This is a genomic window from Klebsiella terrigena (genome assembly GCF_006539725.1).
Classification (GTDB): domain Bacteria; phylum Pseudomonadota; class Gammaproteobacteria; order Enterobacterales; family Enterobacteriaceae; genus Klebsiella; species Klebsiella terrigena.
Genome location: NZ_BJNO01000001.1, coordinates 352,918 through 365,781, shown reverse-complemented (window position 1 = coordinate 365,781; position 12,864 = coordinate 352,918). Strand labels below are relative to the sequence as shown.

Annotated in this window: 16 protein-coding genes; 11 read left to right on the top strand and 5 right to left on the bottom strand. The window is 53.1% G+C overall.

Annotated elements, in window-relative coordinates; all coding sequences use genetic code 11:
- Window positions 1-13 precede the first annotated feature (13 nt).
- From RTE01_RS01670 to RTE01_RS01655, 4 genes are all read right to left on the bottom strand, one after another.
- Window positions 14-775 carry an amino acid ABC transporter ATP-binding protein gene (locus RTE01_RS01670; protein WP_041145581.1) on the bottom strand — a complete coding sequence of 254 codons (762 nt, stop codon included), beginning with the start codon at window positions 773-775 and terminating at the stop codon, window positions 14-16.
- Window positions 776-783: 8 nt separating this feature from the next.
- The gene (locus RTE01_RS01665) at window positions 784-1,884 is read right to left on the bottom strand and encodes an amino acid ABC transporter permease (protein ID WP_141334603.1); all 1,101 of its coding nucleotides are present in this window, start codon (window positions 1,882-1,884) and stop codon (window positions 784-786) included.
- A gap of 15 nt (window positions 1,885-1,899) precedes the next feature.
- A complete protein-coding gene (locus RTE01_RS01660) occupies window positions 1,900-3,078 on the bottom strand; it encodes an amino acid ABC transporter permease (RefSeq protein WP_141334601.1) in 1,179 nt (392 codons plus the stop codon).
- Window positions 3,079-3,143: 65 nt separating this feature from the next.
- Window positions 3,144-4,169, bottom strand: coding sequence for an amino acid ABC transporter substrate-binding protein (locus RTE01_RS01655; protein WP_141334599.1), 1,026 nt, complete (start codon window positions 4,167-4,169; stop codon window positions 3,144-3,146).
- A gap of 689 nt (window positions 4,170-4,858) precedes the next feature.
- Between RTE01_RS01655 and RTE01_RS01650 the strand changes: the two genes are divergently transcribed.
- The 3 genes from RTE01_RS01650 (at window position 4,859) to RTE01_RS01635 (ending at window position 6,339) form a co-directional block, all read left to right on the top strand.
- Window positions 4,859-5,461, top strand: a complete 603-nt coding sequence (locus tag RTE01_RS01650; protein WP_134526040.1) for a DJ-1/PfpI family protein — start codon at window positions 4,859-4,861, stop codon at window positions 5,459-5,461.
- A 138-nt stretch (window positions 5,462-5,599) separates the two neighbouring features.
- Complete coding sequence (locus RTE01_RS01640; protein WP_134526037.1) at window positions 5,600-5,866, top strand: type II toxin-antitoxin system TacA family antitoxin; 267 nt, start codon at window positions 5,600-5,602, stop codon at window positions 5,864-5,866.
- Window positions 5,854-6,339 (top strand): GNAT family N-acetyltransferase, encoded by a 486-nt coding sequence (locus RTE01_RS01635; RefSeq protein WP_076947544.1) that lies wholly within the window; start codon window positions 5,854-5,856, stop codon window positions 6,337-6,339. The genes RTE01_RS01640 and RTE01_RS01635 overlap by 13 nt, the downstream gene beginning before the upstream one ends.
- A gap of 221 nt (window positions 6,340-6,560) precedes the next feature.
- On the opposite strand, the gene RTE01_RS26320 is transcribed toward RTE01_RS01635, so the two are convergent.
- Window positions 6,561-6,854, bottom strand: coding sequence for a hypothetical protein (locus RTE01_RS26320; protein ID WP_227699924.1), 294 nt, complete (start codon window positions 6,852-6,854; stop codon window positions 6,561-6,563).
- On the opposite strand from RTE01_RS26320, the gene RTE01_RS01630 reads away from it, so the two are divergent.
- Genes RTE01_RS01630 through RTE01_RS01595 form a run of 8 tightly spaced genes read left to right on the top strand, consistent with a single transcriptional unit; the run spans window position 6,775 to window position 12,786 of the window.
- Window positions 6,775-7,458, top strand: a complete 684-nt coding sequence (locus RTE01_RS01630) for an amino acid ABC transporter ATP-binding protein (protein WP_228283737.1) — start codon at window positions 6,775-6,777, stop codon at window positions 7,456-7,458. The two genes, RTE01_RS26320 and RTE01_RS01630, sit on opposite strands and share 80 nt — an antisense overlap.
- A 10-nt stretch (window positions 7,459-7,468) precedes the next feature.
- Window positions 7,469-8,167, top strand: coding sequence for an ABC transporter permease subunit (locus RTE01_RS01625; protein ID WP_041145574.1), 699 nt, complete (start codon window positions 7,469-7,471; stop codon window positions 8,165-8,167).
- Window positions 8,168-8,176: 9 nt separating this feature from the next.
- Window positions 8,177-8,932: an amino acid ABC transporter permease gene (locus RTE01_RS01620; RefSeq protein WP_134526034.1), complete on the top strand. Its 756-nt coding sequence runs from the start codon at window positions 8,177-8,179 to the stop codon at window positions 8,930-8,932.
- Window positions 8,919-9,764 (top strand): transporter substrate-binding domain-containing protein, encoded by an 846-nt coding sequence (locus RTE01_RS01615; RefSeq protein ID WP_041145572.1) that lies wholly within the window; start codon window positions 8,919-8,921, stop codon window positions 9,762-9,764. The genes RTE01_RS01620 and RTE01_RS01615 overlap by 14 nt, the downstream gene beginning before the upstream one ends.
- A 22-nt stretch (window positions 9,765-9,786) precedes the next feature.
- The gene (locus tag RTE01_RS01610; protein WP_134526031.1) at window positions 9,787-10,308 is read left to right on the top strand and encodes an L-2-amino-thiazoline-4-carboxylic acid hydrolase; all 522 of its coding nucleotides are present in this window, start codon (window positions 9,787-9,789) and stop codon (window positions 10,306-10,308) included.
- Window positions 10,308-11,060, top strand: coding sequence for a VOC family protein (locus tag RTE01_RS01605; RefSeq protein ID WP_134526028.1), 753 nt, complete (start codon window positions 10,308-10,310; stop codon window positions 11,058-11,060). The genes RTE01_RS01610 and RTE01_RS01605 overlap by 1 nt, the downstream gene beginning before the upstream one ends.
- A 13-nt stretch (window positions 11,061-11,073) precedes the next feature.
- Window positions 11,074-11,877, top strand: coding sequence for a pyrroline-5-carboxylate reductase family protein (locus RTE01_RS01600; protein WP_134526025.1), 804 nt, complete (start codon window positions 11,074-11,076; stop codon window positions 11,875-11,877).
- A gap of 21 nt (window positions 11,878-11,898) precedes the next feature.
- Window positions 11,899-12,786: an alpha/beta fold hydrolase gene (locus RTE01_RS01595; RefSeq protein ID WP_255313499.1), complete on the top strand. Its 888-nt coding sequence runs from the start codon at window positions 11,899-11,901 to the stop codon at window positions 12,784-12,786.
- Window positions 12,787-12,864 lie beyond the last annotated feature (78 nt).

Genomic DNA, 12,864 nt, shown 5'->3' with positions numbered 1-12,864 from the left:
TAGTGATTAACGTTTAGTGAATAACCTGCGACAGAAACGCGCGGGTACGTTCTGATTTTGGATGGGCGAAGAACTCCTGCGGCGGAGCCTGTTCGACAATCTCGCCGCGGTCCATAAAGATAACCCGGTCAGCGACCGTGCGCGCAAAGCCCATTTCATGGGTGACGCAAAGCATCGTCATGCCGTCTTCCGCCAGGCCAATCATGGTATCGAGCACCTCTTTGACCATCTCCGGATCAAGCGCTGAGGTGGGTTCATCAAACAGCATGATTTTTGGCTTCATGCACAGTGAGCGGGCAATGGCTACGCGCTGCTGCTGACCACCGGACAGCTGCCCCGGGAACTTATGCGCATGCTCAGCAATACGGACTCGCTGCAGATAGTGCATTGCCAGCGCTTCCGCTTCCTTCGTTGGCATCTTACGCACCCAGGTCGGCGCCAACGTACAGTTCTGCAAAACGGTCAGGTGAGGAAAAAGATTAAAGTGTTGAAATACCATGCCAACTTCAGTTCGCACCCGCTCTATGTTGCGGACATCATCGTTGAGATGAATGCCATCAACGACGATACGCCCTTGCTGATGTTCTTCCAGGTGATTGATGCAGCGGATGGTGGTCGATTTACCCGAGCCAGAGGGGCCGCAGAGTACTATCCGCTCGCGGGGCTTCACCTGCAGGTTAATATCTTTCAATACGTGGAACTGACCGTACCATTTATTCACATTTTCGAGCGAAATCATCATCGCTTCAGCAGAATTAGTCATAGAGTGTGTCATGTAAAACCTCAGTGCGATGTACGCCCGGTGTGAAAGCGCTTTTCCAGATACTGGCTGTAGCGCGACATGCTAAAACAGAAAATCCAGTAGACGAGAGCGGCAAAAACGTAACCCTCCGTCGACATGCCAAGCCAGGTGGGGTCAACCGTTGCCTGCTGTACGCTGCTGAATAGATCGAACAGGCCGATGATGATCACCAGGCTGGTGTCTTTAAACAACGCGATGATGGTGTTGACCAGGCCGGGAATAGTGAGCTTGAGCGCCTGGGGAAGAATGACCAGAAACTGTGTTTTCCAGTAACCCAGCGCCAGCGATTCAGCCGCTTCATATTGCCCTTTGGGCAGCGCCTGTAATCCGCCGCGCACCACTTCCGCGATGTAGGCCGACTGGAACAGAATCACCCCGACCAGCGCGCGCACCAGCTTATCGATGGTGGTGCCTTCGGCCATAAACAGCGGCAGCATCACCGAGGACATAAACAGCACGGTAATCAGCGGCACGCCTCGCCAGAACTCGATAAAAATCACCGACAGCGTGCGAACGACCGGCATAGTTGAACGACGTCCCAGCGCCAGCAAAATCCCCAATGGCAGCGCCCCGGCAATCCCGACAGAAGCGATAATCAGCGTCAGCGTCAGGCCACCCCACTGGCGTGTCTCGACGCGATCGAGGCCCAAAAAACCGCCGTACAGCAGGACCCAGACGAGGAGAGGATAGGCCACCGCCCAGCAGGCGATATAGCGGCCCCGGCGCGGCATGGATTTGATAAACATCGGGATGATGGATAGCAGGCCAATCACCAGCGCGAGGTTGATACGCCAGCGGAGCTCGTGAGGATAGAGCCCATACATAAACTGGCCAAAGCGCGCGTGGATAAACACCCAGCAGGCGCCTTCTTTGGTACAGTCGGCGCGGGTTGTACCCAGCCAGTTTGCCTTGAACACCAGCCAGTTCAGCGCCGGGGGGATCAGGGTCCAGATAATCCACAGGCACAGCAGCGTCAGCAGCGTATTGAACCCGCTGGAGAACAGATGCTTACGTGCCCAGGCCCAGGCTTTACTCGCCGGATTGGTGGGCGCCGGGGGTGTTTCATGTGTGGTAACAGACATAGTCATTCCGTTCTCTTAACGCTCAACCAGCGCGATTTTGCGGTTGTAGATGTTCATCAGCAGCGAAATAATCAGGCTGATGATCAGGTAGACCGCCATGGTGATGGCAATGGTCTCGATAGCCTGGCCGGTCTGATTCAGCACCGTACCGGCAAACAACGAGACCATATCCGGGTAGCCGATCGCCGCCGCCAGCGACGAGTTTTTCACGATGTTGAGATACTGACTGGTCAACGGTGGAATGATGACCCGCATTGCCTGGGGGATGATCACCTGCCGCATGGTCACCGGATTCGGCAAACCTAGCGAGCGGGCCGCTTCACTCTGTCCATGCGGGACCGACTGGATACCGGAGCGAATCACTTCAGCAATAAACGAAGAGGTGTAGATCGACAGCGCCAGCGTCAGCGAAGCCAGCTCCGGGATCATGACGAACCCGCCACGGAAGTTAAATCCACGGAGCTGCGGGGTATCCCAGTGGGTGGCGGCGCCAAACAGCATATGCGCTATCAGCGGGAAGACGACGATTATCGCTGCGGCTATCGGCCATGTGCGGCGCAACTGACCGGTCTTCAGCTGGTGTTGGCGGTTGTAATGCCGTAATCCAATGCTGCCGACGATCGCCAGCGCCAGGGCGATAACGAATGGCCAGCTGCCTGGCGCATAGGTGGGCCACGGGATGTAAAGACCGCGGTTGCTGACAAACGCCAGATCGAATGCGCTTAATGCCTCGCGTGGGCCAGGGAGATTGCGCAGCACGGCGAAATACCAGAAGAAAATCTGCAATAACGGCGGAATATTGCGGAACGTCTCGATGTAAATGGTCGAGAGCTTGCGCAGCAGCCAGTTATCGGACAGACGCGCGAGACCGATAAAGAATCCGAGAATGGAGGCGAAAACAATGCACAGCGCGGAAACCAGCAGGGTATTGGTTAACCCCACAAGGAAGACGCGCGCGTAAGTGTCACCTTCAGTGTAATCAATCAGGTGTTGGATAATGCCGAAACCGGCACTGCGCTCAAGAAAACCAAAACCGGATGTAATACCGCGATTGGCCAGGTTGATCACCGTGTTGTGGATCAGATATCCGACAACGGCAAACACGGCGACAATGGCGACTATCTGGTAAAGCCAGGCGCGAACCGTAGGATTACCGAACGAAAAATCCCTTTTTACGGTTGGGCGTTGAGACATGTTGAAACCTCAATGAAAAAATCGCACCGGGTACCGCGGGGTGCGGTACCCAACTGGAAGGCAGATTAGCGTACCGGCGGTGCGTACTGGATGCCGCCCTGGTTCCAGAGCGCATTCTGGCCGCGCGCGATTTTCAGAGCGCTGTCTTTACCGACGTTGCGGTCAAAGCTCTCCTGGTAGTTACCGACCTGTTTAATAATGTTGAACGCCCATTTATTGTCGAGCTTCAGGTCTTTGCCAAAGTCGCCTTCAGAGCCCAGCAGGTGAGCGATGTCCGGGTTGGACGGTTTTGCCGCCATCTGATCGACGTTTTTCGAGCTGATCCCCATTTCTTCAGCATTGAGCATGGCGTACAGCGACCATTTAACGATAGTGAACCAGTCGTCATCCCCGCGACGCACGACGGGCCCCAGAGGCTCTTTCGAAATAACTTCCGGCAGAACGATAAATTCATCCGGTTTGCCCAGCTTAATACGCAGCGCGTACAGCTGAGACTGGTCGGAAGCCAGGGTGTCGCAGCGGCCGCTGTCGAGGGCTTTCGCTGATTCGTCAGAGCGGTCAAAGGTCACCGGGGTGTATTGCATTTTGTTGGCTTTGAAGTAATCGGCTACGTTCAGCTCGGTATCCGTACCGGCCTGGATACAGACGGTGGCGCCATCCAGCTCTTTCGCGCTTTTGAGGCCAGCCTTTTGATGGGTCAGGAAGCCGATGCCGTCATAATAGTTGACGCCCGCGAATATGAATCCCATACCGCCGTCGCGTGAGGAGGTCCAGGTGGTGTTACGCGATAAAATATCCACTTCGCCTGATTGCAGGGCGGTAAAGCGCTCTTTTGCCGTCAGCGGGGTGTATTTAACCTTGCTGGCATCGCCAAACACCGCTGCCGCAGTCGCGCGACAGACATCGACATCAATCCCGGTGAATTTGCCGTTCGCATCGGCGTAAGAGAAGCCCGGCAGACCATCACTGATACCGCATTGAACAAACCCTTTCTTCTTAATTGCATCCAAAGTGGTGCCAGCATGTGCCTGCTGTGCGACCGCGAGCAGAGAGGCTGCGGCGATAAGGGTGGAGAACATTATTTTTTTCATAAATCATCCTGTGTGGATAAGTCGTGTTGTTATGTGGTTGTGTTGAGCACTGTACCGTGCGTTTTTTCCTGTGGCGGTCCGCCGTTTTTGTTAAGGCAATTTTGATGCCATGTTTATAGATCGCTGAAATTCATAGGAAGAGCGCTTTGTTATCTGAATCATCAGCAAAGTTACGGTTACGCATGAGCACTAAAAGGGAACAAGACGAGTCATCGTGGGCAAAATGAGTGCAAAAGTTTCACGATAAGAAAGCAGCGTGCGCGACGAAGAAGGGCGCATGCTGACGGAGTCGGCATTTCATTCACTGGCAGGCCTCAAGGGATAGCAGGGTGAGGCCAGGAGAAGAGGGGCGTAATACCGCAGACGGGAGCATGAGATTTACCGGCAAAACCTCAGCGTATTAACTGCAACTATCGTTACCATTAAGGGGGTTACTGTTTCATTCGTTGCGAATGCAAGGGTGGCAAAACGCCGGGTATCACCCTGGATAACGGGCATCAGTTCATGCCGAAGATGCCAGGGTAATGTTTAATTCGTATTAGCCACATTCAGCACCGACGGATAATAATATCGTGAATTAAAGGACCGTGCGGGCGCTCGGTTAGGATGGCCGGTTTTAGCCTGGCGCTGATATTCGTTGGCGCGATAACTTTTTTCCTGCTTCTACGCACTATCGAGGGAGTTAATCTATGTCGATACAGGTCGGGATCTATATTTTTGATAATGTTGAAGTCCTCGATTTTGCCGGGCCTTATGAAGTCTTCACCTGTGCCTCCAGGGTTCATCGGGGCGAGATACCGTTGTTTAACGTCTTTACGGTAGGCGAAACGCGGGAAACCATACGGGCCCGCGCAGGACTGCAGCTTTCCCCTGAAGCCACGATAGATAATCATCCCCCCATAGATTGCCTGATTATCCCTGGCGGGATTGTTGATGCGGAGCTGGCAAAGAGTGGCGTCATTGAATGGATATACCAGCAATCGTTAAAAACGGTAATTACCGCTTCAGTGTGTACCGGCTCTTTTTTGCTCGCTCAATCCGGCATTTTATCCGCTAAATCCGCCACCACGCACTGGGAGGATATTGCAGATTTCCGCATGATGTTTCCACAAGTCTTAGTAAAAGAAGGATTACGTTGGGTAGATGAGGGCGCCATTGTCTCCTCCGCCGGAATTTCAGCAGGTATTGATATGAGTCTGCATTTAGTCGAACGTTTTTCTGACAGAGCGCTCGCGGAGCTTACCGCGAAACAGCTGGAATTTGACTGGACCGAGAACAAACCGACGATTTAGGGTACTGATAGCCTCCAGCCCGCAGGCTCTTTGTGAACTGCACCCAGTGAGGGAGAAAGTCAAAGTTTGACGTATAGCATTTGCTATACATAATCGTTGTGCTATTCTTGTAAAGCAAACGCTATACAAGGGGGTCTTATGAAATCAGATGTTCAACTTAACCTTAGAGCTAAGGAATCGCAGCGGGCGCTCATAGATGCGGCTGCGGAAATCCTCCACAAGTCACGTACAGATTTCATTCTTGAAATGGCCTGTCAGGCTGCCGAGAATGTGATCCTCGATCGCCGGGTATTTAACTTTAACGATGAGCAATATGCGGAGTTCATCGATATGCTTGATGCACCTGTCGCAGATGATCCCACCATCGAAAAACTGCTGGCAAGAAAACCCCAGTGGGACATGTAACAGCACCAGAACCTCTGTCCGCTTTTCATCAGGTGGCTGAGTTCGTCAGCGGTGAGACTGTGCTCGATGACTGGTTAAAGCACAAAGGCCTTAAAAACCAGGCTCTCGGAGCCGCCAGAACGTTTGTGGTATGTAAGAAAGATACAAAGCAAATAGCTGGCTTTTACTCTCTGGCCACCGGGAGCGTCAATCATACTGAAGCGACAGGGAATCTTCGGCGTAATATGCCAGATCCCATCCCTGTCATTATACTTGCCCGCCTTGCTGTCGATCTCTCATTGCGCGGAAAAGGGCTTGGCGCTGATTTACTTCATGATGCAGTGCTTCGTTGCTATCGGGTTGCCGAGAATATTGGTGTACGTGCAATCATGGTTCATGCGCTCACAGAAGAAGCCAAAAATTTCTACATTCACCATGGTTTCAAACCATCACAAACTCAGCCGCGAACATTGTTCCTCAGACTCCCTCAGTAATGCAAATGGACTCTTTCTCTGATGCCTCGGTTAATCTGTCCAACTTTTTGGGGTCAGTACAATTTGCTGGGCTAATCGCTTTAGCCGGCAGCGGGTGAACCATAGCGGGCGCAGCGGTGAGCGGCTAAAAAAAGAATGTCACCCACGATCCGCGCCGATAAATAGCGGATCGTTCTTCTCTTCGCCTTTTATATCCTCGCAAGAGTCTGAATATGCTATTTTCAGCAAAAATGGCAGGCGGCAGAAATCTGTTTTTCAACTTTCGATATGTTTTTTTCTTGTTTGTCTTGATAGCCTTCGCGGCAATATAGTTTTAGAAAAGAAATAAATGCCACCGTTGCGCATTTATCAGGGATAGCTCGCTGCGAAAATAAAATAATGATTGCTATTAATAAAATCAGTAAAAGTTTTACTGGCGAACCAATACTAAAAGAGGTGTCGCTTGCCATTAATACCGGAGAAGTTATCTGCATTATTGGCCCGAGCGGCTCAGGAAAAACGACATTATTGCGCACGCTGAATTTTCTCGAACCTGCCGACAGCGGAAAAATAGAGATCGATGATGCGGTTGTCGACTGCGCGAAAGCCGGAAAAAAAGAGATTGCAAAAATACGCGCGAAAACCGCAATGGTTTTTCAGTCCTGGAATTTGTTTCACAATCTCACCGCGTTGCAAAATATCACCGAAGGCCTGATTTATGCGCAGAAACGACCCCGTCAGGAGGCGGTGGCGGTCGCCGAACGGCTGCTAAAACAGGTCGGGCTATTGCATAAAAAAGACCATTATCCGAACAGCCTTTCTGGCGGGCAGAAACAGCGTATTGGCATTGCCCGCGCGTTGGCAATTAACCCGGCCGTGCTGTTACTGGATGAACCGACTTCAGCCCTCGATCCGGAAAAAGTGGGCGAAGTCCTGACGCTTATCCAGGACATTGCCGCCAACGGGCAAACGATGATTATCGTGACTCATGAAATGGAGTTTGCCCGTCAGGTCGCCTCCAGAGTGGTGTTTATGGAAAATGGCGAGATCGTGGAGCAGGGGCCGCCTGAGCAGATTTTTGGGGCGGCGTTGCACACGCGGACGCAGGCGTTTCTGGCCCGATTACGTTTCCACGCCTGAGGTCAACGCGATGAATCCACAACCGCTATTTACTCTCGACGATCTGCTGTTCATTGTGCCGAAATTACTGGAAAACCTACCGGTCACGCTGGGCATTACGCTGGCCTCTCTGCTGCTCGGCCTGGCGCTTGGGCTGGTGGCGGCGGTCCTACAGTTTAGCCGTTCATCGCTACTGAGCTGGCTTGCGAAAGCCTATACCGATGTGCTGCGCGGGGCGCCGCTGGCTCTGTTAATCCTGCTGTTCTTCTTCGGCGGCAAACTGATCCTCTCAGCGCTTGAGCTGCCGGCGTTACTGATTAGCGATATGACCTTTGCCATATTATCTATCTCGGTTGGTATTAGCCCCTATTTTGCAGAAATGCTGCGCTCGGCATGGAACGCCGTAGATGCAGGACAAAAGGAGGCGCTACGGAGTCTGAATATTCCCTGGTATATTGGCATCGCCCATGTCATTTTCCCGCAAGGGCTCATTATCGCCATTCCCAATTTTGGCAATCTGTTAATCAACCTCGTAAAGATGACCTCGCTGGTTAATATTATCGGTATTGTCGATATTTTTGGTCGGGCACAGAAAATATCGCAGAACAGCTATGGTGCGAAGCAGGTCGCGGCATTTATTAGCGTCATTCTTATTTACTGGTTGCTTAATGTTATTATCTTTTATCTCACTACCCGCATTGAGAAAAAGTATCAATATTTACTGGAGTAAAACACGACTATGTTTAGCATCGATTTTATCCGGGATAATTTCGCCTTTATACTCAGCGCGCTACCGATAACCTTGCTGATTACCTTTTTATCGTTAATTTTCTCGACGCTGTCAGGAGCCATTCTGGCCTGGGTGATGATCCGCAACGTGCCTTACGTGAAATATCTGGTCACGGTGTTTATCTCTTTTGGGCGCTCGATCCCCATGCTGGTGATGCTCTATTTTGTGTTTTACGTCTGGCCGTGGCTTGCCAACGGTTTTTTTGGTGGGCCGCAGGATACCCCGTTCAGCTACAAGCTCTCGCCGCTGGTGGCCGCCGTAGCCGCGTTTTCAGTGGTGTTTAGCGCGTATTTCGCAGAGACGTTTCGTTCGGCGTGGAATTCGGTTGAAAAGGGGCAGCGAGAAGCCGCCTGGTCGATAGGCCTGACCGGTTTTACCCAGTTTCGGCGCATTATTTTTCCGCAGGCAGCGGTCTCCGCTTTACCCAACTACACCAGCGTCCTGATTGACCTGATCAAGGATACGTCGCTGGTTTATACCATCACGGTGGTTGATGTGATGGCAAAGGCGAATATTGCTGCAGCGCGTGGTTTTCATTACGTAGAGGCCTACTGCATCGTTCTGATTATTTATATTGCGCTCTGTCTGGTGCTTACCCGGATATTGCGACATATCGAGGCGTATCTCAGTAACCGGTGGAAAAGCCATGCGCCAAAAGTGGTTCCATCTCACTCATTTTGGGGAAAGAAGTATGTTCAAAAATAAGGTGTTAATGTTAGGTTCGCTGCTGTTGGCAATGCAGGTAACGATGGCCCAGGCGGCCGAAAAAAGCGCGAATGCGCAAACCGTTGAGGTGGTGGTCAATGCGAACGGATTCCCGTTCAGCTTTGTGGATGATAATAACAACATTACCGGCTACGACGGTGAGTTACTAAAAATCATCGATCGGCAGCTCACCAACTATAAGTTCCATTTTAATGCGGTCTCCCGGGATGCGATGATCGTCGGTTTGTCCACCGGCGCCTATACCCTCGCAGCGGATCATTTTTATCTCACGAAAGAGCGCGCGGCACAGTATGCGCACTCTGGCCAGCCTTCGGGTATCAGCGACCTGCGTTTAATTGTGCGTAACAACGAAAATGATATTCATACGCTGGGAGATCTTGCCGGCGGTAAGAAGAAACTGGTGCCGATTCATACATCTGATGCGCGCTATACCGTTATCGATAACTACAACAAAAAGCACCCAGGCCAGCAAATCAATCTCCAGCCGAACGGCGAGCAATCTGCGGCGGATATTTTCAAAGCCGTTGCCTCCGGAGAGTACGATGCGGCTATTTACCCGATTGGCGCATTATTGGCGTTAAACAAAGCCCTCAATCTTAATCTGAAAGCCTCTGAGTCCGTCGGCTTGTTCCCCAACGTCTATTTATACAAAAAGAATGCTGACCCGAAACTGATTGAAGCCGTCGACAAGGAGCTTGCCGCCCTCAAAAAAGACGGCACGCTCGCCGAACTCTCCCGCAAGTGGTACGACGAAGATGTTTACGCTTTACCGGGGGCGGAAAACGTCAAAGTGAACACCGACTGGGAATGATTGTTTAGGGGAGTGCTGCCTGATGAAGACACAACAGCCCGCTTCGGGGCACAACGCGTCGAGCCTGGACGACGACGTTACCCTTGCGCTGCGCGCGATCACTGAAAAGCGCGCCGCGACGCTTGGCTATTTACTTGATGAATCCCGGCAGCGCAATCAGCCCGACGATTATGCGCGCGCCGCTATCCGCCGTTATGGCCGTGATATCGGGCATTCCGTACGCGCGAAGATGCGTCATGGCAACGATTTGCAGGAGTTTGCCGCTCTATTTACCCGCGGGCTGGAATCGCGGGTTTACGAAATGGAGACCGTTTCGGTCAGTCCGTCAGAGTTTATTGTGCTGTTCCATTATTGCCCTTACGTCAACTGCTGGCGTCAGCAGGGGCGCGATGCCCACCAGATTGAGACGCTGTGTGATATCTGCATGGCAGGGGATCATGCGTTAACCGATGCATTCGAGGGCATGCAGTTAGCGGTTGAGGCCGCGCTGGCGCGGGGTGATGCTGCCTGCCGCCTGCGTTTCTACCAGACTCAGGAGGCTTAATGACAACATTAAAATGGGATCACGCCGTTCAGTTTGTGAACCAGCCGGACGAAGCGATTGCCACGTTTGCCGGCCACAAGCTCAACGCACTTGCCGGCGGGCGTCATCCTGGCTGGGGGACCTGGAATGCGCTCAGCTATTTCGGACTGACCTATATCGAATTTCTCGCCATCTACGATCGTGCCGAGCTGGCGTCGGCGCTGGCCGATTTTTTGCTCTCCCGCGACGCGGCACAGCTGCTGCCGGAAAACCAGGCGCTGCATCGGGTGGCGCTGCGCACGGATGATATTGACCAGACGCATGCGGAGTTGCGCAGCAAGGGGCTGAATGTCTCTCCGATTGTCGACGGCCAGCGTAACGATCCGCAGGGCAATATCATTAGCTGGCGTATCTTCACTGTCGATGGGGATTTTAACGGCCTGCCGTATCCCTTTATTCTGCAGTGGGGAGAGGGCGATGACGCACGGCTGACGCGGCTACGTGCTCAGGGGCTCGACGGGCCGCATCCCGCAGGCGAGGTCACATTGCAGAGCGCAGTTTTTGCGGTGCAAGACCCGCAGGCCGCGCGTGCGCACTGGCACGCGCTTTTCGGGTTCAATGAGCTGCCGGAGGGGCTGGCTGTGGGGCAACAGCGCTTTGTTTTTCTCCAGGGGCAGGACAACCGGTTAGTCGAACTGGTCTTTAAGGTCTCTGACCCGGCGCTGAAAGGCCAACGCTTTCGCGTCGGTAACGGCGAATATCGCTTTCAATAAGGAGTCACTGCGCATGGCAAATGTACATTTTATTGGTGCCGGACAAATGGCGGAGGCCATTATTCGAGCCTCGCTGGCGGCGGGGACGCTGCGCGCGGAAGAGATTTCGCTGGAGGATATCGATCCGGGCCGTATCGCAGCGCTCGCTGAACGCTATGGCCTGGCGCGGAAACCGCCGCAAGACGATGCGTTGCGCGAGGCCGAACTGGTGGTGCTGGGGATCCGCCCGCAGGATAATTTGTCGAGCGTGGCCGAACGTATTCGGCCTCATCTTTCTGCCGCAACGACGACGATCTCACTGATTGCCGGGGTGACGCTGCACAAACTCGAAAGCGTATTGGGGGCGGAAAACCCCATTGCCCGGGTTATCCCTAATACGCTTACCGATACCGGCTTTGGCTACAGCGGGGTGGTTCTGAACGCGCAGGCAATTCCCGAACGGGTGGCGCCTTTTCTCAGCGGTTTTGGCAAGGTGCTTTACCTGCCGGAACGGCTTATTGATATCTTTACCGGCTTCGGCGTCGCCGGGCCGAACTACATTTATTACTTTATCGAGTCGTTTACCGATGCGGGCGTGCTGGCCGGCCTGTCGCGCACTCAGGCAACTGAGGTGGTTCTGGAAAATCTGCAGGGGGCGATAGAGATGCTGCGCCTGAGCCAGAAACACCCGAGGCAGCTACTCGATATCAACAACTCCCCGGCTGGCGTCGGGATCCATGGGCTGTATGAGCTTAACAACAGCGATTTCGCTGCAGGTCTGCAACGCAGCGTGCTGGCGGCGGTGAAACGCACCCGTGAGTTGGGTGAGGCGCAGTAAACGTTATCAGGAGCGATCGCTATGAAGAGAAAAAACACGCTATTCCTCGCCGGACTCCTCTGCGTGATGGGGACGTTGGGCGCCTCTGCGGCCTGGTCGGTGACCCCGCAATCCCCGATAGCCTGGGGGGAGCGCTGGAAAAATTTGCCGCCAACGCCAGCACCTGTCGCCGCGTTAAAACCCGCCTATGCCAGCGTAAACGGAATCCAGCTCTATTACGCCACCACCGGGGAGGGGACGCCGGTGGTTTTGCTCCACGGCGGGCTGGCGAATTCCGATTACTGGGGTCAACAGGTTGCAGCGCTGGCGAAGCATCATAAGGTCATCGTAGTTGATAGCCGGGGCCATGGACGCAGCACGCGTGACGAGCGCCCTTACAGCTACGACTTAATGAGTGATGATGTGGTGGCGTTGCTCGATCATCTGAGCATTAAGAAAGCGGATATTGTCGGCTGGAGCGATGGGGGAATTATTGGGATCGATTTGGCTATTCGCCATCCGACCCGCGTGAACCGCATTTTCTCCTTTGCCCCCAATACGAAAACCAGCGGCGTCAAACCTGATACCGAAAAGAACCCGGTCTTTGCCAGCTATATCGAGCGGGCCGGGAATGAATATCGCAAGCTGTCAAAAACGCCCGACCAGTACGATGCCTTTGTCGAACAGATAAGCCATATGTGGGCCACACAGCCCAACTGGAGCGATGACGATCTCAGGAAAATCACGGCCCCGGTGCTGATTGTTGATGGCGATCGTGACGAGGCCATTGTGCGGGAGCATCTGGAATATATTGCGAACACCATTCCGAATGCCGGGTTGTTGATTTTACCCAATACCAGCCACTTCGCGTTTATTCAGGCACCGAAAGAGTTCAACGAGGCTATCCTGAACTTTATCGATTATAAGTGAGTGCATGGCGGTGAAAACTTAACGAGCCAAATGCTAAAGGCCCCTTGATTACGCTAACTTACGAAATTATTTTAATAG

Excerpts from the sequence above, each read along its gene's own strand:
- RTE01_RS01620 (WP_134526034.1), top strand. The coding sequence starts at position 8,177 with ATGTTTAGCATCGATTTTATCCGGGATAATTTCGCCTTTATACTCAGC.
- RTE01_RS01670 (WP_041145581.1), bottom strand. The coding sequence starts at position 775 with ATGACACACTCTATGACTAATTCTGCTGAAGCGATGATGATTTCGCTC.
- RTE01_RS01625 (WP_041145574.1), top strand. The coding sequence starts at position 7,469 with ATGAATCCACAACCGCTATTTACTCTCGACGATCTGCTGTTCATTGTG.
- RTE01_RS01655 (WP_141334599.1), bottom strand. The coding sequence starts at position 4,169 with ATGAAAAAAATAATGTTCTCCACCCTTATCGCCGCAGCCTCTCTGCTC.
- RTE01_RS01595 (WP_255313499.1), top strand. The coding sequence starts at position 11,899 with ATGAAGAGAAAAAACACGCTATTCCTCGCCGGACTCCTCTGCGTGATG.
- RTE01_RS01665 (WP_141334603.1), bottom strand. The coding sequence starts at position 1,884 with ATGTCTGTTACCACACATGAAACACCCCCGGCGCCCACCAATCCGGCG.
- RTE01_RS01615 (WP_041145572.1), top strand. The coding sequence starts at position 8,919 with ATGTTCAAAAATAAGGTGTTAATGTTAGGTTCGCTGCTGTTGGCAATG.
- RTE01_RS01610 (WP_134526031.1), top strand. The coding sequence starts at position 9,787 with ATGAAGACACAACAGCCCGCTTCGGGGCACAACGCGTCGAGCCTGGAC.
- RTE01_RS01600 (WP_134526025.1), top strand. The coding sequence starts at position 11,074 with ATGGCAAATGTACATTTTATTGGTGCCGGACAAATGGCGGAGGCCATT.
- RTE01_RS01605 (WP_134526028.1), top strand. The coding sequence starts at position 10,308 with ATGACAACATTAAAATGGGATCACGCCGTTCAGTTTGTGAACCAGCCG.
- RTE01_RS01660 (WP_141334601.1), bottom strand. The coding sequence starts at position 3,078 with ATGTCTCAACGCCCAACCGTAAAAAGGGATTTTTCGTTCGGTAATCCT.
- RTE01_RS01640 (WP_134526037.1), top strand. The coding sequence starts at position 5,600 with ATGAAATCAGATGTTCAACTTAACCTTAGAGCTAAGGAATCGCAGCGG.
- RTE01_RS01650 (WP_134526040.1), top strand. The coding sequence starts at position 4,859 with ATGTCGATACAGGTCGGGATCTATATTTTTGATAATGTTGAAGTCCTC.